This is a genomic window from Acinetobacter sp. NigerLNRRAM0016 (genome assembly GCF_054112845.1).
The window spans coordinates 1-18974 of the sequence record NZ_JBSYVT010000015.1 but is presented as its reverse complement, the minus strand read 5'-3'; the positions used below and the strand labels follow the sequence as shown (position 1 = coordinate 18974).

At 41.3% G+C, this 18974-nt stretch carries 17 protein-coding genes; 2 read left to right on the top strand and 15 right to left on the bottom strand.

Annotated elements, in window-relative coordinates; all coding sequences use genetic code 11:
- Positions 1 to 2 precede the first annotated feature (2 nt).
- Entirely contained in the window at positions 3 to 632 is a 630-nt protein-coding gene (locus ACWQ4X_RS10820) for an NUDIX hydrolase (RefSeq protein WP_161933689.1), read from the bottom strand.
- Between the two features lie 122 nt (positions 633 to 754).
- Here ACWQ4X_RS10820 and ACWQ4X_RS10815 point away from each other — a divergent pair, with 122 nt between their 5' ends.
- On the top strand, positions 755 to 1303 hold the full coding sequence (locus tag ACWQ4X_RS10815; protein WP_457903643.1) for an NUDIX hydrolase: 549 nt from the start codon (positions 755 to 757) through the stop codon (positions 1301 to 1303).
- Between the two features lie 73 nt (positions 1304 to 1376).
- Here the strand turns inward: ACWQ4X_RS10815 and filF are convergent, their stop codons facing one another.
- From filF to filA, 6 genes are all read right to left on the bottom strand, one after another.
- Positions 1377 to 3305: a putative pilus system protein FilF gene (gene filF / locus ACWQ4X_RS10810; protein ID WP_457903642.1), complete on the bottom strand. Its 1929-nt coding sequence runs from the start codon at positions 3303 to 3305 to the stop codon at positions 1377 to 1379.
- A gap of 21 nt (positions 3306 to 3326) precedes the next feature.
- Positions 3327 to 4742: a putative pilus assembly protein FilE gene (gene filE, locus ACWQ4X_RS10805; protein ID WP_457903641.1), complete on the bottom strand. Its 1416-nt coding sequence runs from the start codon at positions 4740 to 4742 to the stop codon at positions 3327 to 3329.
- Entirely contained in the window at positions 4736 to 6400 is a 1665-nt protein-coding gene (gene filD / locus ACWQ4X_RS10800; RefSeq protein WP_457903640.1) for a putative pilus system OmpP1/FadL family transporter FilD, read from the bottom strand. Before filD ends, filE begins: the two co-directional genes overlap by 7 nt.
- Before the next feature lie 12 nt (positions 6401 to 6412).
- Entirely contained in the window at positions 6413 to 7489 is a 1077-nt protein-coding gene (gene filC / locus ACWQ4X_RS10795; RefSeq protein ID WP_457903639.1) for a putative pilus system protein FilC, read from the bottom strand.
- A 41-nt stretch (positions 7490 to 7530) separates the two neighbouring features.
- Positions 7531 to 8364 (bottom strand): putative pilus system C39 family peptidase FilB, encoded by an 834-nt coding sequence (gene filB, locus ACWQ4X_RS10790; protein ID WP_457903638.1) that lies wholly within the window; start codon positions 8362 to 8364, stop codon positions 7531 to 7533.
- A gap of 196 nt (positions 8365 to 8560) precedes the next feature.
- Positions 8561 to 9550, bottom strand: coding sequence for a putative pilus system protein FilA (filA, locus tag ACWQ4X_RS10785; protein ID WP_457903637.1), 990 nt, complete (start codon positions 9548 to 9550; stop codon positions 8561 to 8563).
- A gap of 258 nt (positions 9551 to 9808) precedes the next feature.
- Between filA and ACWQ4X_RS10780 the strand changes: the two genes are divergently transcribed.
- On the top strand, positions 9809 to 11146 hold the full coding sequence (locus tag ACWQ4X_RS10780; RefSeq protein ID WP_457903687.1) for an anthranilate synthase component I family protein: 1338 nt from the start codon (positions 9809 to 9811) through the stop codon (positions 11144 to 11146).
- Here the strand turns inward: ACWQ4X_RS10780 and hisC are convergent.
- The 8 genes from hisC to ACWQ4X_RS10740 all read right to left on the bottom strand — a co-directional run bounded on the left by hisC (position 11143) and on the right by ACWQ4X_RS10740 (position 18910).
- Positions 11143 to 12234, bottom strand: coding sequence for a histidinol-phosphate transaminase (gene hisC, locus ACWQ4X_RS10775; RefSeq protein ID WP_457903636.1), 1092 nt, complete (start codon positions 12232 to 12234; stop codon positions 11143 to 11145). The genes ACWQ4X_RS10780 and hisC overlap by 4 nt on opposite strands.
- Positions 12235 to 12399: 165 nt before the next feature.
- Positions 12400 to 13701 carry a histidinol dehydrogenase gene (hisD, locus tag ACWQ4X_RS10770; protein ID WP_457903686.1) on the bottom strand — a complete coding sequence of 434 codons (1302 nt, stop codon included), beginning with the start codon at positions 13699 to 13701 and terminating at the stop codon, positions 12400 to 12402.
- A 230-nt stretch (positions 13702 to 13931) separates the two neighbouring features.
- Positions 13932 to 14633, bottom strand: a complete 702-nt coding sequence (gene hisG / locus ACWQ4X_RS10765) for an ATP phosphoribosyltransferase (RefSeq protein ID WP_100242925.1) — start codon at positions 14631 to 14633, stop codon at positions 13932 to 13934.
- Positions 14630 to 15889, bottom strand: coding sequence for a UDP-N-acetylglucosamine 1-carboxyvinyltransferase (gene murA, locus ACWQ4X_RS10760; RefSeq protein WP_457903635.1), 1260 nt, complete (start codon positions 15887 to 15889; stop codon positions 14630 to 14632). The genes hisG and murA overlap by 4 nt, the downstream gene beginning before the upstream one ends.
- A 6-nt stretch (positions 15890 to 15895) precedes the next feature.
- Positions 15896 to 16147, bottom strand: coding sequence for a BolA family iron metabolism protein IbaG (ibaG, locus tag ACWQ4X_RS10755; protein WP_100242923.1), 252 nt, complete (start codon positions 16145 to 16147; stop codon positions 15896 to 15898).
- A 138-nt stretch (positions 16148 to 16285) separates the two neighbouring features.
- Positions 16286 to 16618, bottom strand: a complete 333-nt coding sequence (gene hpf / locus ACWQ4X_RS10750; protein ID WP_100242922.1) for a ribosome hibernation-promoting factor, HPF/YfiA family — start codon at positions 16616 to 16618, stop codon at positions 16286 to 16288.
- A 170-nt stretch (positions 16619 to 16788) separates the two neighbouring features.
- Positions 16789 to 18240: an RNA polymerase factor sigma-54 gene (locus ACWQ4X_RS10745; protein WP_457903634.1), complete on the bottom strand. Its 1452-nt coding sequence runs from the start codon at positions 18238 to 18240 to the stop codon at positions 16789 to 16791.
- 346 nt (positions 18241 to 18586) lie between these two features.
- Positions 18587 to 18910 (bottom strand): cupin domain-containing protein, encoded by a 324-nt coding sequence (locus ACWQ4X_RS10740; RefSeq protein ID WP_457903633.1) that lies wholly within the window; start codon positions 18908 to 18910, stop codon positions 18587 to 18589.
- Positions 18911 to 18974: the final 64 nt, after the last annotated feature.

Sequence of the window (18974 nt, the reverse complement as noted above, 5' to 3'; positions counted from 1 at the left end):
GTTTAATTACGTCCTTTGGTTTTTAATAATGCCTGCTGGGCATAAAATAATGGCGAATTTAATAAAAACGGCCATTCCTTTTGATAATTCAATCCATACTGAAACAGTGAAATCAGCATTCTGGCTGTAAGTCCCCAGACAATTTCATCTTCAACCCGCATACTGGGAAAATACAAAGACTGCTGTGCATAACGTACTTCATGTGGCGTAGGCGGTGCATCCATTAAATGTCGTAATGAGGCAAAGAAAATACGATCAATTTCGGAAGGTTGAGCAATCAGTTCAACTTGAGGTGGAATCAGTCCAACAATCGGTTTGACCAACATGCCATTACGCGCTTTTTGCATGGGTAAATCACCCAGTAGCTGCACATCAAACGGATTTAAAGCGGTTTCTTCTTGAGCTTCTCGGAGTGCCACCACAATATTACTGGTATCCTGCGGATCGCGTTTTCCCCCCGGAAAAGAAACCTCACCAGCATGATTAGATAAATACACAGAACGGCGGGTTAATAATACTTTAGGGTCTGTTTCATCGGTAATCGCAATTAACACAGCAGCTTCAGCTTCCCGCTTACGGGTTGAAAATCTTAAATGCTGCTGTAATACATGTGTTAATGAACGATCATCCATATCACTCACCTCTATTCTTCTTGATTTCATCATAGCTGAATTTTGATCGGATTGGAGAGAATAGATGTCAAACTTGTTTTTTTCAGTTATGCTGAGTGGCACCTTTATCATTGATGATGAATATGAACTTCTGTGGAAATTGTGGACACAAAACGACTGAAAAAATCCCGCTTGGCGATCATCAATTACGTCGCGTTTGCACAGAATGTGGTCAGATTCATTATGTAAATCCCAAAGTTATTTGTGGTGCTTTAGCCCTTTGGGAAGATAAAGTCCTGCTTTGCCGTCGTGCCATTGAGCCACGCTATGGTTTATGGACTTTGCCAGCAGGCTACATGGAATTATTTGAAACCATGGAGCAAGGTGCTGCACGTGAAACTCGTGAAGAAGCACAAGCAGAAGTAGACATCGAACAACTTTATTGTATGTACAATATTCCCCGTATTGGGCAAATTTATGTGCTGTTTAAAGGTCAACTGATTGATGGCGTTTTTGGTGCTGGTGAAGAAAGTATTGAATGCCGTCTATTTGAAGAACATGAAATTCCATGGATGGAACTGGCTTTCCCAAGCGTAGAACAAACCTTAAAACATTATTTTGCCGATCGTCAAAGCAATCAATTTATCACCCATTTAGAAACCTTGGGTACACGTCTGGATCATACCGGTTAAACAGTTTTAACCAATGTATTAAAGATTAAAGCCGATTCAATTGAATCGGCTTTTTAGTCTGTATGAAAAGGATTTAGCTTTTCATCTTCACCGCGTAGCAAGAGGCTAGACTCATTTCCAAAGTTCCCCCACTTAATTTTGCCAAGGCGGTGTCATCTGCGGTTTCATCGGTATTGTTGGCATTATAAACCTTCTGGAAACTGGCATAACTATTTGCCCATTTCACAGTTTCACCCGCCGAATCGGTAAAGCTAATCCGTCCTGTACCACCTGCCGAAGCATTTAACAAATTCTGTAAATGAATCAGTGCACCACCGACCACAATACTTTCACCTGCAGCCGAGGTTTGAATGGTGGAGTTGACCCCAACCAATGCACCATTCACCGATTTTAATGCTTCATCCCCCAAAATCATGCGGATTGAAATTGCACGATCATCAATAAAAGCTCGTGAAGTCGTACCAATGCGGTATTGCTGTACGCCATTACTGTCTTTTAAATTACTTGCAACGCTTAGACTACAACTGCCTGTACTCATATCTGTATCGGTAGCAGCAGCTTTCATGTTGGTGCGGATATCACCATTTTCATCAATCACGATCCCCAATTTTAGACTCGGCACACTGCTCTCGCTAAATTTGAAAGTCAGATCGGCGTAGAGTGGAAAAATATAACTCTCCCCTGTCGCAACATTGCTGTTAGATTTAAACACTTGCTTGTCTAGATAAGTAATTGGATAAACTTTAAAAATATCCAGAGAGCCTTTATAGGTATCGCTCACTCCATAACGTTGTTGCCACTGCCCCAAATCTTTGAGGTCTTCAGAAGTTACCGTGGTTTTTTGCGTGAGCAGCTTGTAGAACTTTTCCTTACCCGCAATCATATAATCGTTATACAGCTTGCCCTGATTGATAATCAGATCTTCTGAATTTGGATCATTCACACCAATATAATAATTTTGATCAATGCGTTTGTTCAGTGGATTAATCCAGTGATTTTGCGGTAAGGCCGTCATTTGGGTGGGTTTATAGCTGCGAATTAATTCCGCATTCACCCCTGCAATAGACGTGAGTCCCGATTTTGCCAAACCCCGCCATTGCAAACCACTACCGAAAGTATAGCCTTGACGATCGGTCAGTAACATAAAGTGCCCAAACAAATGTTTGGTGGTGGTGTCATTGGCTTCACACACATCCTTATTACAGCCTGTTAAACCATCAGAACCCGTTAAGCTGCTAATGACACTACCTGAAGTTGAAAACAAAGAAAATTCAGGTTGATACACGGCGGCATTACTAATATTTAATAACTTGCTGACCACCTCAAATGCCTCAGCATCTGAAATGACCGACACATCTAACCATGGCTTAAGGATTGCCGCATAATCGCCATTCACCATCTGCTGCGCCGTGACAGAATTGGTAATTTTATCTAGACCTTCACGAATCGAATCATTCATATACAGCGCTTGAATATCCGTTTTCGTGTTAATGGTTTTCTGCTGTAGTGCCAGAGCCTGAATAATTTTGACCAAATTCATGGCAGTCTTGACCGTGACATCACTTGGATCTAACACAGTCGCATTACGGTTGGTCATTCCCACTGCAATGTCCAATACAGTTAAGCGTGGAATTTGATTGGTGCTGACCAAGGCAATATTACTAATTGGGAACGATCCCAAAGCAATACGCTTGTCCGCTTTACCCAACAAAAATACATTCACCGTATCACTATAATTACAGGTGCCTGTTGCCACTCCATTATCGAGATCCATCAAAGTGACAAAGGTGTTTTGCGTATCACTACTACAAGAAAAGTTCAGTCCATCCAAAGGATAATCAAGTGCGAATTCAATACAATTATTGGCGCCAGCACTACAACTACCATTGACCGTGCTGTTATTATTTTTCTCAGGAATAACATTCGCACTTTCACCACCACAGCCTGTGAGTCCTGCTACCAACGTCGAAAGTGCCAAAGTTAATAAATATTTATTTTTCATTCCTATCACTCTAATTCTCAACTAACGAATGGCTGTTAGTTTGATTTGTCCTTGATTACTTAATATTTGGTCTTCAACATCTACTGCCGAAAGTAAAGGCGTCATCAAAATATAACGGGTCTGTGTCGGCAGTTGTAACATGCCGTCCATCACCGCATAGTGATACTTGTTTTCTTCCCGATTCTGATTTTTAAAGCCCGTCACCCCTTCAATCACGCATCCTGATTCGTCTAGAAATGCTACGAATGGCCAGTAAAAACTCGGCTGATCCTGACTAGAAGCATAAGAACTGAGCTGTACATTTTTGATACCTGCCTGAACAGCAACTACTTCATAATCAAACTGATCCTTCAACGGTTGCCGAGGCCAGACATTGACATCCTGCTGTGCTTTCAGAATTTTGGCTTTTTTGATTTTTTTATCGCTATAACACGCTTGTCCCAGACTCTGCACCACTTGATCTTTGGCAATCGGGTAATATTGGGTTGATAAAGTAATGACTATATTTTCAGTAGGTTGCGTCGATTTAAAAAGTCGATCCAGCACACCTTGGTTCACACCTTTTTCACGCTCCACCACTTGTAAGCGCGGTGCACCTAATTCTTTGTCCACCACCCCTTCTGGCATCACGTAAAAGCGTTTTTTATTTTCTAAATTAAACTCTTGCCCTTCTAGATATTCATTTTTGACATAACGATCGCCATTGATTTCAAGAAATCCATCCGAAGTCGACTTCGATGAGACAGGAACAGCAGTTGGAGGACTTGCTAGGCGTGTGGCTTTTTCGATTGCAGTATTGGCCTCAATCTTATGGAGTGCACGATCTACCTGTTTAGCGGTTGTGGTCGTTTGAGTATTTTTATTGCTCAGCGTAAGGTCTTTGGCTGGCGCTGATGAGCTAACTTCTTGAGGACTCATATTTGTCACAAGCACAGGAGATGCTTGTTTCGGAGTCTCTACAGGTTGCACACTTACAGCAACTGATGACTCAACTTGAGTTTTAAGCTTGGCTGGATGTGCAACAGTTTTAGCTGGAACATTTTCTACGACTTCCGACGGCTGAGCGAAAATTGAGGGTTTTCCCTTGAGCGATTGCGGCTGGGGTTTTGGTGCTGTTTCTTCTTTAACTTTTGCTGCGTTTTGTGGTTGGGATATCTGAGCTTTTGCTACTGGTACAGCAGTCTGAACAGACGGTGTCTGCTGGGTTTGACTTAACCTCGATTCAATTTTCTCTACTTGTTGAGGTTCCAACTGAGTTTTGGTTTCAACTTGCTTGGTTTCCGAGGGTACACGCGGAATCACCATTGGGCGACCATCTGGACCAATAATGGTATAAAACTCACCCGCATGCGCAGGCAATGCCAGCATTCCACATAATACCCACGTAGAAGATGACACCCATGCGAAAAGCTGATTCTTGTTATTGTGTTTTACCATTTCGTACGATAACTCAAGCCTAAGATTGTGATACTGGTTTCAGTTTTTACGTTTAATCCTGCATAAGGATTCAGCAGAATATTGTTCACCCCAGTTTGGTTGGATAAGCTACTGGTATTTGCAGGAATACTATCTTTACTGCGTAAATAACCAATGGATAAATCCAGATCCGTATCGGCATCAAAACGATAACCAACCCCTAAACCGAATAATTGGGCATTGTTAATTGGGACCATGGTATTGCGCTTATCATCTGGAATCGCGCTGGTCCGGGGCTCATATCCTGCACGTAATTTCAGACGATCCGTTGCTGAATATTCAATCCCGATGCCATAGTTCCAAGGTGAGTCAAACTTCAACGGCAAGGCTAAACTGTTGTCGGTAATATCTGGCGACAACAATTTCGCAATTTTTAAAGCTGATATAGAGCGGTCAAATTCAAACTTGAATTTGTCCCAAGCGCGATAATCCGTCCAGCCCACATCAAAATTGACCTGTAAATCAGGTAAAATTTTATATTTGATCCCGGCCTGAATATGTTGTGGATATTCAAAATCCATCGAAACCAGACCAGACTCTGATGCAGGAATACTCTGTGGAAAACCAAGAATGGCCGCAAGAATCTGTCCTGTCGGTGAAGACATCAAACCATTGATGAGCTCGCGGGGCGCCTTCGAGTTATCAATGGTGTATTTACCTTTTAAGCGCATTTTTGCTGCACTTTGATACACCATACCAAAACTAAACTCATCGGTTGGTTCCCACATGACCCCAAGGTTAAAACTCGGACTCAGCGACTGCTCCATAGCGACTTCCATCCGTCCAAAGCGGCCAAATGGATTCATGCCTTCTTCGGCATTACAAATCCCGAGCAATAAAATGTCGGTGATGACATCAGAGTTGTCTTTAAACGGGGTACACACCACCTCATCAATCATACGCAGCATCCCAATCATTTCATTGGGAAAACGTAAATCGGTTTTTAAAGCAAAGGCTTGATAGGACATTCCCACCGAAGCACCAATCGAAAGTTCATCATTCACTTCATAAGCGATGGATGGTGATAAATAGGTAAAACGTTCTAAGGCAACTTGTTGCCCCATAAAATTACTGGGATTACCATTTTCAGCACCAAAGCCCGCAACCAACGGTGCATAGAAGGCTGTTGCAAACGTGGTTTTTGAACCTGGCGGCTTATAGGCGGCACCTGCTGTTGGTGCCAGCATTGGCATACCCTCACCTAAATCCACCACTTTTTTTAAAATAGGCACATACAGGCTGATGTATTCTACATCGCCATTTACCGCACCTTTGTAGTCAGTACATAAATCTGAAGCGACTTCTGGACCATCATTACAAACCAAAGGATCATCTGAATAGCCAAAAACGTTATAGCCTTCAGGTGCAGAATACTGACGTTTAATGTTGAAGTCAGCCAAAATACCCTGCACATCGGTTTGCAGCCCTTCAATTTTGGTGAGTGCTGCTGGGTTATAATGGACTGCACTGACCCCTGGAGGATCGGCTGTAACCGCATTCCCCATGGCCAATGATCGAATATCTACTGATAAATTTTGCCCAAGTTGAGCAAAAGCCATACTTGAACAGCCCGATAAAATTATCGCTGAAACTAACGGGCTAAGTCGTACCTTGTACATGCGACTGCCCTCTTAGCTAATTTTTTTACCGAAACCTGCAATATCTAATGGGAAAGACAAGCCTAAAGATACGTCTGGTGCATCTTCCGTTAAGCCAATGCCTAAGGTGCCATTCACAATGGTTTCAGGTGAAACGCGTACACCCAATGAAATGGCAAAGGTTGAACTGGTTTGGTCTGCAGGAGAATAGCTTTCACCCGAGGTATATAAGAATTCTGCCCCAGTATTGAAACTTTGTTGATATGACATGGTCATAGAAACATCATAGTTAAAGGAGTAGGCGAAACCAAATGAAAAGCCACCACTCATACCAGGATCAAATTCTTCAATTACTCGTGGACCGCGACGCTGATCTAAACCCGTTTCTTTAAATCCATAGTTAGCAGAAACAGATGCAAACAAGACCACAGGATCAATATACTTACGTGTACTCGCGCCTACACCAACAGAGTAATAGCCTTTGCCCGTTGCCAAGTCTGTCGTGGGATTAATTTCATAAGGACTATCCCCAGTTTTGGTCGATACATTGCCAAATAAAATTAAAGGTAAACGACCTGTTTTTAACGGAAAGGGTTCCCAACGTGTGCCGAATGAGATATCACCTAAACCAGCGGTAGAGGTATCTTTTAAATTGTCAGTTTTCGCGACCAACGGTAAGGATGCGGTAAAAGTCAAGTTATCCAAAACCCCGTACTGTACGGTAAAGGTATTGGTTAAAGTATGGCTGGCATTTTCCTGTACCCGTAACTGATAAAGACTGCCTTGAGCCATCTCTAAATCTAACTGGGTATCGCGGTAATAGGTATAATCCACATCATAAAATGCAGAAATATCCCCTCTTTTAATCAAGGAATATTGACGCTCATTTGAGGTGAAAACTTCTTCCAAATTCGTCTGTTTAGTGGCATCTCCCTCTTGTTGCTGCAAGGCCGTTGATGCCTCTTGAGGATTGGCAACACTCTCATTTTCCACATTTGCTGAAGCTGTCGTTCCTTGCGCCTCTGTTACGGTATCCGCTGCATAAACAGTCCCCATCAAGACTTGGATACTCAGTAGCAATAATGTTTTATTCATCCATTGATTTTTCATTTCCGTCCACTCTATTCTTTTTTTATTTGCTTTAAACCGTGCTATTTGCTCTTGTAATATAGGCGTAAATGTCGATCGACATATTGGCCGTTCATCTCGGATTCAGGGTTATTATTGACAATTCTTGAGGTGGTTGCCCCCCGATCCGCCAGTTTTTCCATATAAAACTGAGGATACTGAATATCAACCAGTGCATAACGATTCACTGTTGCATCCTCCACATGACGCATATCACTTTCCTGTAATGCCAATAAATTTTTACGTTGCTCTGGCGGCACACTAATTAAAAATAAGGTGTTATTTTCCCAGACCTGCTTAAAGCGTTCTTCATCAAAACTAATATTACCGAGGGCTGGATCTGCCACATAAACACGGCCATCCTTGTACGCCTTGTACACCACAAAATGCTTAAAACCTGCATAGGAAATAGGAACAATCGCAGGTTGCCCCTGTGCAACCAGATCTTCAAATGCCCCCTTATAGCCACCACTTTCGAGTCCTAAAGCAGCCACAAAGCGCTTCATGTCTAACAAAGAAAAACTACGACGCTCGATAATTCGCTCTGACTCACCAAATTTAAGCAGACCTGTCATGGTCTGTTGCTCAGTCAGTTGAGTCCCGACATAACCATTGAGCAAGGTTGTTAATGCAGCGGAGCCACAACTGTAATCGTAGGCTTGACGGACAATGCCACGGAATTGATCAATAAGTGCGGGTTGAATTTCTACGGTTTCACGATGCATGCGGGTAAAGGAGTCCTGCCGTGAATCTAAGGTTTCCGTATAATAGACTGTTTCAGGTGATTTTTCTTTTATTTCAAAGGCTTGTGTGGCAAAATAATACATCAATGCCGAGCCTAATGCGATCTCTAACATATTCCCTAACTTTTAAGTTTTCGGCATGATGTGCCCGAATTTTATTATTTTTCTAGAGTAAAAACTCTATACTTCCTTGTCTTTTGAAAGATACCTGTTTTTTTTAAAAGAAACAGCTTTTTCTTACATTTTTCGATGACTGAATATTTTTTTGTAAAAAAAGCGCGTGAATTCACGCGCTTTTAAAATCAGAAACTTAGTGACCAGAAATCGTAATCACTGCACCTTGGTTATATACACCCATTGAAGGGCTGTAATACGTCTGTAAACCTTGTACTTCAACATCACCAATTGATGCCGCACCTTGGCTACCTAAATGTACACCTTTCACATAGTTATCTACAGCACCACTAGAACTGATAATGCGTAAATAACCTTTAGATGTGCCTTCAGCACCAATCACGCTGATCGCTTGGTTCAAAGTCAAGTTTTTGGCATTTGCATCTGCAACTTTAATGCTATCCACAAAGATTTGACCTGCTGCACGGTTACCCGCAGTACCATCACCATTACCTTGTTTGGTTGAGTTATCTAAGATACCTAAATTAGTAATTTCTAAACCACCAATCATTTGCGCATTCAATTTCACCATTGCACCTTGAGGTGCTGCACCCAATTGAATATTGGCTGACATTGGACCCGTTTTTAAAGATAAACCAGACAAGATCGCGTTGTAGTTTGCATCATCTCCACCACGACGAATGTCAGTTGAAGCTGCAGTTGGAAGAGCACCTGAACCTGTTACCCCAATTTCACCAATTTTGATATCTAAACCAGAAACTTGTGCACCAATGTTAAGGAATGCCCCCCCAGTTCCCGTCGTACCTGCATCAGTATCAATCGTTAAATCTGCCAAGTTACGTGAAGCAAGTAAGTAGGCGCCAGCATTGTCATAGTTCGCACCAATCACAATACCTTTGGTTTCATTGGCATCACCCGTTTTAGCATTGCCCTTAATCACAATTGCACCCGCAGTAGAAGTACCACCCAAAGCTGCCGTTGCCAAACCATCATTGTCATGAATGAAGAGTTTTTCAATTTCAACTTTAGAAATGCCAATACCGATATTTAAACCATCTTGACCTGTTGCCGCGCTTAATGCAGCATCATCCATTGCTTGCATAGCCATCGCATTCGCGCTAATAGCCATCGAAGAAACTAAAACAAGTTTAGTCAAATTTTTCATGTTCCACTCTCCCAAGAGTATTATTTTTCTTTAATGTCAACCACTCGATGTACCCGCTGTTTTATTTGTTTTTCGACAGCGCAACATTTTTCCTTGAGCGATCCGTTGGCATTGACAACGTTATATGTCTGTTATTTTTTGTTCAACTGCTGTTGGTCGCAATATGAATCTTACCGACAAACGGTATTTACCGTGTTGTTTCATTCACATTCGAGTAAAATGTAAAATATAGTTTTAATGCCAGCTTTTCCTAAGCGTATGACCACCCCCTCTTTTTTCAAAAAAGTTATTTCTGATCAAAATCTTAATGCTCAAGAAATTCTTGCTCGCCTTGATGATTTGCCTCATTTAATTTATTTAAAAAATAATTCAGCGCCCGTGATTGCATTTCTCCCCCTGCAATTTGAATATGTCCAACAAGGTATTCGTCACACGTATCAAAGGAATGATGTATACGAATATCTTGCAATTCAATCGCATCTGAATTTCGAGCAAACTGAGCATTCTCTGGAAAATACTGCTGGTTTTTGTGGTGGTGTCATGGGCTTTGTCAGTTATGACTATGCCAGCGCGCAGCAAGTGAAAATTCACTCAAAAGATCAACCATCTTTTTGGCTGGGTTTATTTAAAAGCTATTTAAAATTGACAGAGGATGGTTGGTATTTTTATAGCGATGAACCTGAAGCAGATCACATCTATGACTTGATTCAAAGTAAGTTAGAGGCTTGGCCTAAAACAGCTCCATTACAACTGACTCAACCCTGCCAAGCACGATGGAATAAGCAACAATATCAAACTGCTTTTGCACAAGTTCAGGAATATATTAAAGCAGGTGATTGTTATCAAATTAACCTGACTCAAGAGTTTGTTGGACAAGCTAAAGGTGGCTTACTTTCTGTAGCCCAAGAGTTCTGGCAACTGACCGATGCGCCTTATTCTGGCTATTTAAAAACAGAAGCATTCGAGCTACTCAGTTGTTCACCTGAGCTATTTATTGAGTTTCTTGCCGAGCGGCAACTGGTCACCAAACCGATTAAAGGCACCATGCCGCGCTACGCAGATCAAGAGCAAGATCTGCAATCCAAATTACAATTACAGCATTCCGCCAAAGATCAGGCTGAAAATGTGATGATTGTAGATTTACTGCGTAATGATTTAAGTGTGTATGCCGAAACGGGAAGCGTCAAAACCCCCAAATTGTTTGCCATTGAATCCTTTAATCAAGTGCATCATATGGTCAGTGAAGTCACTGCAACACTTCAACCTGAGGTAAAAGCCTTGGATGTGTTACTCGCGGCTCTGCCAGGTGGTTCCATTACAGGCGCACCCAAAATTCGGGCCATGCAAATTATTGAAGAACTAGAAGGTGCACCACGCGGTGCATATTGTGGCTCGATGGGTTATTTTAATTTTGATGGAACGGGTTCATGGAATATTCTGATTCGTTCTATTCAGAAATATCAACAAGAGATTTCTTTGTGGGCAGGCGGTGGAATCACTATTGCCTCGAACTGTGATGCAGAATATCAGGAATGTTTCGATAAGGTTTCTGCCATGTTGAATTTACTCAATACATGGCAGAAAACGGAGTCTTAAGGCAGAATATCTTGCTTCAAGGTTTCAACCAAACGCTGATTTTGCTCATCTGTTCCAATAGTAATACGCAAGAATTGATTGATCCGTGGCTTATTGAAATAACGCACAATAATGCCACAGGCACGCAATTCAGCTGCCAATTCACCCGCATCTTTACCCGGTAAGGATGCAAAAATAAAATTGGCTTTAGATGGCAACACCACGAAACCAATCGCTTGTAGTTCACTCACCAATTTTTCACGGCTACTGATCACTTTTTCACATTGCTGTTCAAAATAAGCCTGATCTTCAAATGAAGCCACTGCGGCTGCAATCGCAAAACGATCCATCGGATATGAGTTAAAGCTATTTTTCACGGCTTCTAAAGCAGCAATCAAATGCGGTTGGGCAATCGCAAAACCAACACGTAACCCCGCCAAAGAGCGTGACTTAGATGTGGTTTGACAGACCACCAAATTTTCATACTTTTCCACCAATTTCACAGCAGATTCAGCACCAAAATCGACATAGGCTTCATCAATCACCACCACCGAATCCGGATTGGCTTGCAATACTTCTTCAATCGCTACTAGACCCAAGGCAATACTGGTCGGTGCATTTGGATTGGTAATAATAATGCCGCCATTGGCTTGCTTATAATCTTCAACGACAATTTCAAAGTCATCATTTAAAGGGAGAACTTGCGTTTTCACCCCGAAGAACTGGCTATACACCGGATAAAAACTATAAGTAATATCAGGATAAAGAATTGGCTGTTCTTGAATAAAAAAGGCTTTAAAGATATGCGCCAAAACTTCATCTGAACCGTTGCCTACAAAGACCTGAGCAGCATCCACCTGCTGTTGTTTTGCAATCGCCTGTTTTAGAGCCGAAGCATCTGGATCAGGATATAAACGCAATGCATCCGCAGAATTGGCTAAAACCGCTTGTACTGCCTCCACCACTTTAGGAGATGGTGGATAAGGATTCTCATTGGTGTTTAATTTTAATAAGTTTTGAATTTTTGGTTGTTCACCTGGTACATAAGGTTCTAACTCACGTACTTCAGGACTCCAAAAACGCATTTGTGCTGTTGTAATTGTAGACATTATTAATCTCTTTTTTTCAACTTACTGGCGTAAGTCTTCCTCTCTTTGAAGAAGATTTGGGAAAGGTGAAAACCTATCCCAAACTGAGATATTCGGGGTGTGATAAGCTTAGCTCAGATGTATTCAATACAACTCACCAGCTAAGCATATACACATGTAATTGGATTATTGGTAGCGATAACGTGCCGAGCGAGCATGGGCATCCAGATTCTCTTGTTGTGCCAAGATATCCGCGGTTTTCGCCAAAGGTTTGACCCCAGCTTGAGAGCACATAATCAGACTTGAGCGCTTTTGGAAATCATATACACCGAGTGGAGACGAAAAGCGTGCCGTACCCGATGTTGGTAAGACGTGGTTCGGACCTGCACAATAGTCACCAATGGCTTCTGGGGTATATCTACCCATAAAAATTGCGCCTGCATGACGAATGCTTTCAGACATCTCTTGTGCTTCATCCAAGCACAACTCTAAATGCTCTGGCGCTACCTGATTAATCAAATCAATCGCTTCTTGGCGATCTTTAACCAAGACCAATGCACCACGATTTGCAATCGAAGTACGCGCAATTTCAGCTTTTGGTAAAACGGCCAAATGCTCTTCGACAGCTCGGGCCACATCATTCAGCAACTGTTCGTCTGGGGTGATAAAGATGGCTTGTGCAACCGTATCATGCTCGGCTTGAGACAAGACATCCATCGCCAACCATTTTGCATCATTCTCGCCTTCAGCATAAACTAGAATTTCTGAAGGACCCGCAATCATGTCAATGCCGACTTGACCAAACACCGCACGCTTTGCAGCAGCTACAAAACGGTTACCAGGACCAGTAATTTTGTCTACGCAAGGAATGGTTTCTGTACCATAGGCCAAAGCAGCAACCGCTTGTGCACCACCAATGGTAAATACACGCGTCACTCCCGCTAAATAAGCAGCCGCGAGCACCAATGGATTTAATTCACCATTCGGCGCGGGAACCACCATAATAATTTCAGGCACACCCGCCACATGTGCAGGCACCGCATTCATCAACACTGAAGATGGATAAGAGGCTAAACCACCTGGAACATAAATCCCCACGCGATCTAAAGGCGTAACTTTTTGCCCAAGTGTATTACCTAAAGCATCAACATAAGTCCAGCCTTCTTGTTTTTGCGCTTGGTGAAATTCACGAATACGTTCTGCCGCAAACTCAAGTGCTTCTCGCACTTCCGAGTCTAAGCCTTCAAATGCTGTTTTTAGTTCTGCTTGGGTCAGTTCTAGATCTGAAAATTGATGCGCTGGATGTCGATCGAACTGCTGGGTAAGTTTAAGAACATGAGCATCACCATGCTGACGGACATCAGCGATGATTTGGTCTACGGTTTTTAAAAGTTCAGGATCACTTACAGTTTCAAAAGCTAACAAGTTAGCAAAAGCTTGCTTGAAGTTTTGATCTTGAGTCGATAAACGTCGCATCAATTTACCCACAAGGTTTGAGTTAGAAAGCGTTAGTTTACCTTGTTTCCATGAGGTTGTGGGCAAGATAACATCAGCAATTCAACTTAGTCCCATCAGAAATGACTTTGATCAATAAAAAATTCTGTGGCGTTCAACCATTCATAGCTAATTAAGCCAGTTATTTTGACTTCATGATTTTATTCTAATTCTAATAAAATAAAAAAACCGCCCCAAAGGACGGTTTTAGAATATCGTTTTAATTAGGCTTGTTTGGCCTTTTGACGATCTTCAACTGCTGTTTCTAACTGCGCAAGAATTGGATTTAACAAGGCTTGTTTACGTTTAAAACTGGCTTTATTCACGATCAAACGCGAAGACACTTTGCAAATTTCTTCCAATGGCTCTAAGCCGTTGGCACGCAAGGTATTTCCTGTATCCACTACATCAACAATGTAATCACCTAAACCCACCAAAGGTGCAAGTTCCATAGAGCCATACAGCTTAATCACGTCGACTTGCTCACCTAGGCTGGCATAGTATTGACGGGTTAAGTTAACATATTTGGTGGCAATCTTCAGACGGCCTTTCGGACGTTCCATACCAACCTTACCTGCGGTCATCAACTTACAGTTGGCAATTTTAAGATCTAATGGTTCATAGACATTTTGTGCCCCATGTTCCATCAGAACATCTTTACCCGCAACACCTAAATCCGCTGCCCCATTTTCCACATAGGTCGGCACATCAGAAGCACGTAAAATTAAGATACGGACTTGTTTATGTGTGGTAGGAAAAATCAATTTACGTGATTTATCAGGATCTTCGAGTAAATTAATACCCGCTGTTTCAAGTAAAGGTAAAGTTTCCTTGAGAATACGCCCCTTACTTAATGCCAATGTTAAACCATGATCAAAATTACCCATTACGTTGAAATTAGGATCATCGTTTCTCATGTCACTCATGCACTTACTCGCTTAATTTGAGCACCTAAACCTTGTAATTTTGCTTCAACCTCTTCATAACCGCGATCAATATGATAAATACGGTCAATCAAGGTTTCGCCTTCAGCAGCCAATGCCGCCAATACCAAAGAAAAAGATGCACGTAAATCTGTTGCCATTACTGGTGCAGCAGAAAGTTTTTCAACACCTGTCACAATTGCATCATTGCCTTCAACTTCAATATTTGCCCCCATACGAGACAATTCAGGCACATGCATAAAACGGTTTTCAAAAATCGTTTCAGAAATTGTCGCAAATCCACGACCAATCACATTTACAGCCATCAACTGTGCTTGCATGTCGGTTGGAAATTCAGGATGTGGTAGGGTACGGAAACTGACGGCTTTCGGACGCTTGCCCATCATATCCAGTTCAATCCAGTCATCACCACGGGTTACTTCTGCGCCCATTTCCTCGAACTTGTCTAGGACAGATTCAAGCAAAGATGGATCGGTATGTGTGGTTCTCACACGTCCACCCGTAATCGCAGCGGCAGCCAAATATGAACCTGTTTCGATACGATCCGCAACGACTGCATATTCACAGCCATGTAGGCTTTCTACGCCCGTCACGATCAAGGTATCAGTATCCAAACCTTCAATTTTTGCACCCATCTTAATCAGCATTTTCGCAAGATCGGTAATTTCAGGTTCACGTGCGGCATTACGAATGGTGGTAACACCATCAGCTAAAACTGCCGCCATTAAAATATTTTCAGTACCACCCACGGTCACCATATCAAAGACAACTTCGCCACCTTTTAAGCGACCGTCGACTTTGGCATGAACATAACCATTTTCAACTTCAATTTCAGCACCCAATGCTTCTAAAGCTTTTAAATGCTGATCTACTGGACGTGAACCAATTGCACAACCGCCCGGTAAGGAAACTTTCGCACTACCATAGCGAGCAACCAAAGGACCCAGCACTAAGATGGATGCACGCATGGTTTTAACCAATTCATAAGGTGCAAACTGGTTGTCTAAAGTCGAGGTGTCCGCAGTAACCGTATCACCTTCATAAGTCATTGTGATGCCTAAGCCTGCAATCAACTTCACCAACGTATTTACATCTTTTAAATGCGGGACATTGGTTAATGTAATTGGAGAGTCAGCCAAAATCATGGCGGCAAGCAAAGGCAGTGCAGCATTTTTTGCACCTGAAATTCGAACTTCACCTTCGAGCTTGGTACCACCCTGAATTAAAAATTTATCCATTAAATCTTAAGCTCCAAAAAGGCTTGCTTTGCGCCATTCTTCTTTTGTCATTGCGCGGATGGTCACAGCATGCACTTCACCACTGGCTATATAAGAGTTCAAGGGAGCATAAACAGTCTGTTGACGCGCAACAGGACGCTTACCTTCAAACTGATCATCAACAATTCGAAGATCAAACTTGCCAGCTTGCCCACTAACTGCAACTTCAGCTTCAGGAAAAGCAGCTTTTAAAATTTCAGTGAGCTGTTCACTATTCATGACAAAGACCTCAATACAGGACCAATGGTGTAAAACCCGCCATTTTACTATAAATCAAGTAAAATACAGCAGTCATCGCACAATTTTTATAGATAAAAAAAGGAGGTTTATCAAAACCTCCTCTGATCGGAATCCAGATTAAGCTAAAACTGGTGCATGATCCATTTGTAATTCACGATGTTTATGTAATTGTCGTTTTAATTTTTCCGTTAATTTTTTAATTGAAGTGTACATATCATCTGCCGTGGCCTGTGCGAACAACTCTATACCAGGTAAACGAATAATAGCTTCCGCAATATGATTCGCACTACCTTTTTTAGAATGTTTATCAATTTGATGATCTTTAGACAGCTTCACCTGCATACTGTTAACTTGATCTAAATGCTTCGTCATTTGGGCAAATTTTTCACGAATATTTTCTTCAATTGCAGGGGTGATAGTTAAATGATGACCACGAATTGTTATTTGCATAATTCTATCCCTCACCTTCTTTAGGATTAGCAAAGGTACAGCCGAAATGCTTCACAGCCAGAAAAAGAATCTGCACAATCTGATTAAATCATTTCAACCATCCTTTAAAATAAAAAAAGAGATTCATTATTTCGTCATAATGAATCTCTAGAATAGTCATACTTTAAATTTTAGATCAAGACTTTTCGCTCTGAAGATGACGGAATATGTAACGATTCACGATACTTTGCCACCGTCCGTCGAGCCACATCAATCCCCTCTTCCTTCAACATATTCGCAATCGCATTATCTGACAAAGGCTTACGTACATTTTCCTCAGTAATCATTTTTTTAATTTTTGCACGAATCGCAGTTGAAGATGCTTCACCACCAGAAGTCGTTCCCACATGGCTTGAGAAAAAGTATTTCAACTCAAATAAACCGCGCGGGGTTAACATATATTTATTGGTCGTTACACGCGAAACGGTCGACTCATGCAACTCCACTTCTTCCGCAATATCACGCAGCACCAAAGGCTTCATGCCTTCAGCTCCGATCTCTAAAAATGCTTTTTGATGCTCGACAATACAAGAGGCCACTTTCAGCAAAGTCTTGTGTCGTTCATCAACACTTTTAATAAAATTCTTAGCTTCCAACATTTGATTACGCAAATATTGATTTTCATCGCTTTGATCTGCCCGACGAATCATATTGGCATAGAAAGAGTTGATTCTTAGCTTTGGCATTACATCTGGATTCAACTGAACTTGCCAATGATCATTACGTTTCATGACCACCACATCAGGAATTTGATAATCAGAATCCTTGTCTTCAAATTCCAGTCCTGGATGTGCTTTTAAGGTTTTTAATAGATTCACAGCAGACTTTAACTGGTCAGTATTTAGACCTGTTTGTTTAAGTAACTTGGCGAGTTCATTCGAAATCAACAGCTCATAATGTTTTAGTAGAACAATCGCCTCATTTCGATAAGCCGTTTGTACCGGTAAGCTTTCCAGTTGCACCATTAAACATTCAGCCAGATTTCGTGAACCAATCCCGATCGGGTCAAGACGCTGAATATGCTTTAAGACTACAAGTACTTCATCATCTTCGATTTCTTCGTCATACTCCATACTTTCTAAAAGATGCTGAACAGACGAAGTAATTTCCGAAATTTCTACATCTAAAAATCCTTTATCATCTAAAGAATCAATGATGCAGTAAGCAATTAAACGATCAATTTGAGAGAAATGCAGCAGATTAATCTGTTCCAGCATATGCTCTTTTAAACCGAGATGTCCTTGGCGATTATCCTCTCGCTCTTCAAATTCAGCACTGCCTAAACTGGTTGATTGATGGGTATAGACATCATCCCAATCGGTATCTACAGGTAAGTCGTCAGGCAAATGATCTGCATTTAATTCATTGGTTAAATCACTATTATCTTGTTCTTTTTCTAAGTTCGATAAACTTTCGACACTATTTTGCTCTTCTACTTTTTCTAATAATGGGTTACTGTCGAGTTGAATTTGAATTTCTTGTTCTAACTCTAAACTTGATAATTGAAGCAAACGAATGGCTTGTTGCAATTGAGGTGTCAATGACAATGAGTTCGCAACTTTAAGTCCAACCGATAACTTCATACAACCCTACTCATTATTAATCATAAAATATAAGCAATTTTTATGCCGCTTTATAATTTTATAGCATAGTTTTATTAAAAATCATACAAAGTTTTATCTATAATTTATGTAATCAGCAGTTCTCTTTATCATCACTGTGCCCCCAAATTAACAATTAAATAATATGTATAAGGCTAAGCAGACTATTACTTGAGTAATTTAAAGTAGATAAATGAGGTGATATTGGCAGGGCCGCTAATGCTTAAACCTTAAATATTTATACCAAGTAAGTCTGCGATAAGTTGTTTCTACAAACTCAGGGTACTTCACATGTCGAAGTCGAATCTTTTAAGTCTATTCGGAGTTATTAGGAAGAATAAAAGACTGCAAGCCAGATTGTAATCCGTTGAGAATCTGTCCAAAGCACCCTATGTTTGATATGCGCTGGAATATTAATAAAATCGCCAGCGGATAAATTACTTTTAGAACCATCCTCAAATTCCAAACAGGCACTCCCCTTCATAACTATGACCCACTCATTTTCCTCTTGATCATACCAACCTTCATCAGGTGAACTTTGCCCTCTTGATACGATACGCTCAATTCTGACTACAGAAGAACAGACTAGTTCTTCGAAAACCTCCTTATTTAAATCATGCGGAAGTGAATCAAATATGTTTGTTACTTTCATAAAATCTCAGCTTATAATTTTTGTATTCATCAGATTTAGCATAAAATGAGTGAGAAGCGCAGGG

Coding starts and splice junctions, on each gene's coding strand:
- ACWQ4X_RS10820 (WP_161933689.1), bottom strand. CDS start 632: ATGGATGATCGTTCATTAACACATGTATTACAGCAGCATTTAAGATTT.
- ACWQ4X_RS10815 (WP_457903643.1), top strand. CDS start 755: ATGAACTTCTGTGGAAATTGTGGACACAAAACGACTGAAAAAATCCCG.
- filF (WP_457903642.1), bottom strand. CDS start 3,305: ATGAAAAATAAATATTTATTAACTTTGGCACTTTCGACGTTGGTAGCA.
- filE (WP_457903641.1), bottom strand. CDS start 4,742: ATGGTAAAACACAATAACAAGAATCAGCTTTTCGCATGGGTGTCATCT.
- filD (WP_457903640.1), bottom strand. CDS start 6,400: ATGTACAAGGTACGACTTAGCCCGTTAGTTTCAGCGATAATTTTATCG.
- filC (WP_457903639.1), bottom strand. CDS start 7,489: ATGAAAAATCAATGGATGAATAAAACATTATTGCTACTGAGTATCCAA.
- filB (WP_457903638.1), bottom strand. CDS start 8,364: ATGTTAGAGATCGCATTAGGCTCGGCATTGATGTATTATTTTGCCACA.
- filA (WP_457903637.1), bottom strand. CDS start 9,550: ATGAAAAATTTGACTAAACTTGTTTTAGTTTCTTCGATGGCTATTAGC.
- ACWQ4X_RS10780 (WP_457903687.1), top strand. CDS start 9,809: ATGACCACCCCCTCTTTTTTCAAAAAAGTTATTTCTGATCAAAATCTT.
- hisC (WP_457903636.1), bottom strand. CDS start 12,234: ATGTCTACAATTACAACAGCACAAATGCGTTTTTGGAGTCCTGAAGTA.
- hisG (WP_100242925.1), bottom strand. CDS start 14,633: ATGAGTGACATGAGAAACGATGATCCTAATTTCAACGTAATGGGTAAT.
- murA (WP_457903635.1), bottom strand. CDS start 15,889: ATGGATAAATTTTTAATTCAGGGTGGTACCAAGCTCGAAGGTGAAGTT.
- ibaG (WP_100242923.1), bottom strand. CDS start 16,147: ATGAATAGTGAACAGCTCACTGAAATTTTAAAAGCTGCTTTTCCTGAA.
- hpf (WP_100242922.1), bottom strand. CDS start 16,618: ATGCAAATAACAATTCGTGGTCATCATTTAACTATCACCCCTGCAATT.
- ACWQ4X_RS10745 (WP_457903634.1), bottom strand. CDS start 18,240: ATGAAGTTATCGGTTGGACTTAAAGTTGCGAACTCATTGTCATTGACA.
- ACWQ4X_RS10740 (WP_457903633.1), bottom strand. CDS start 18,910: ATGAAAGTAACAAACATATTTGATTCACTTCCGCATGATTTAAATAAG.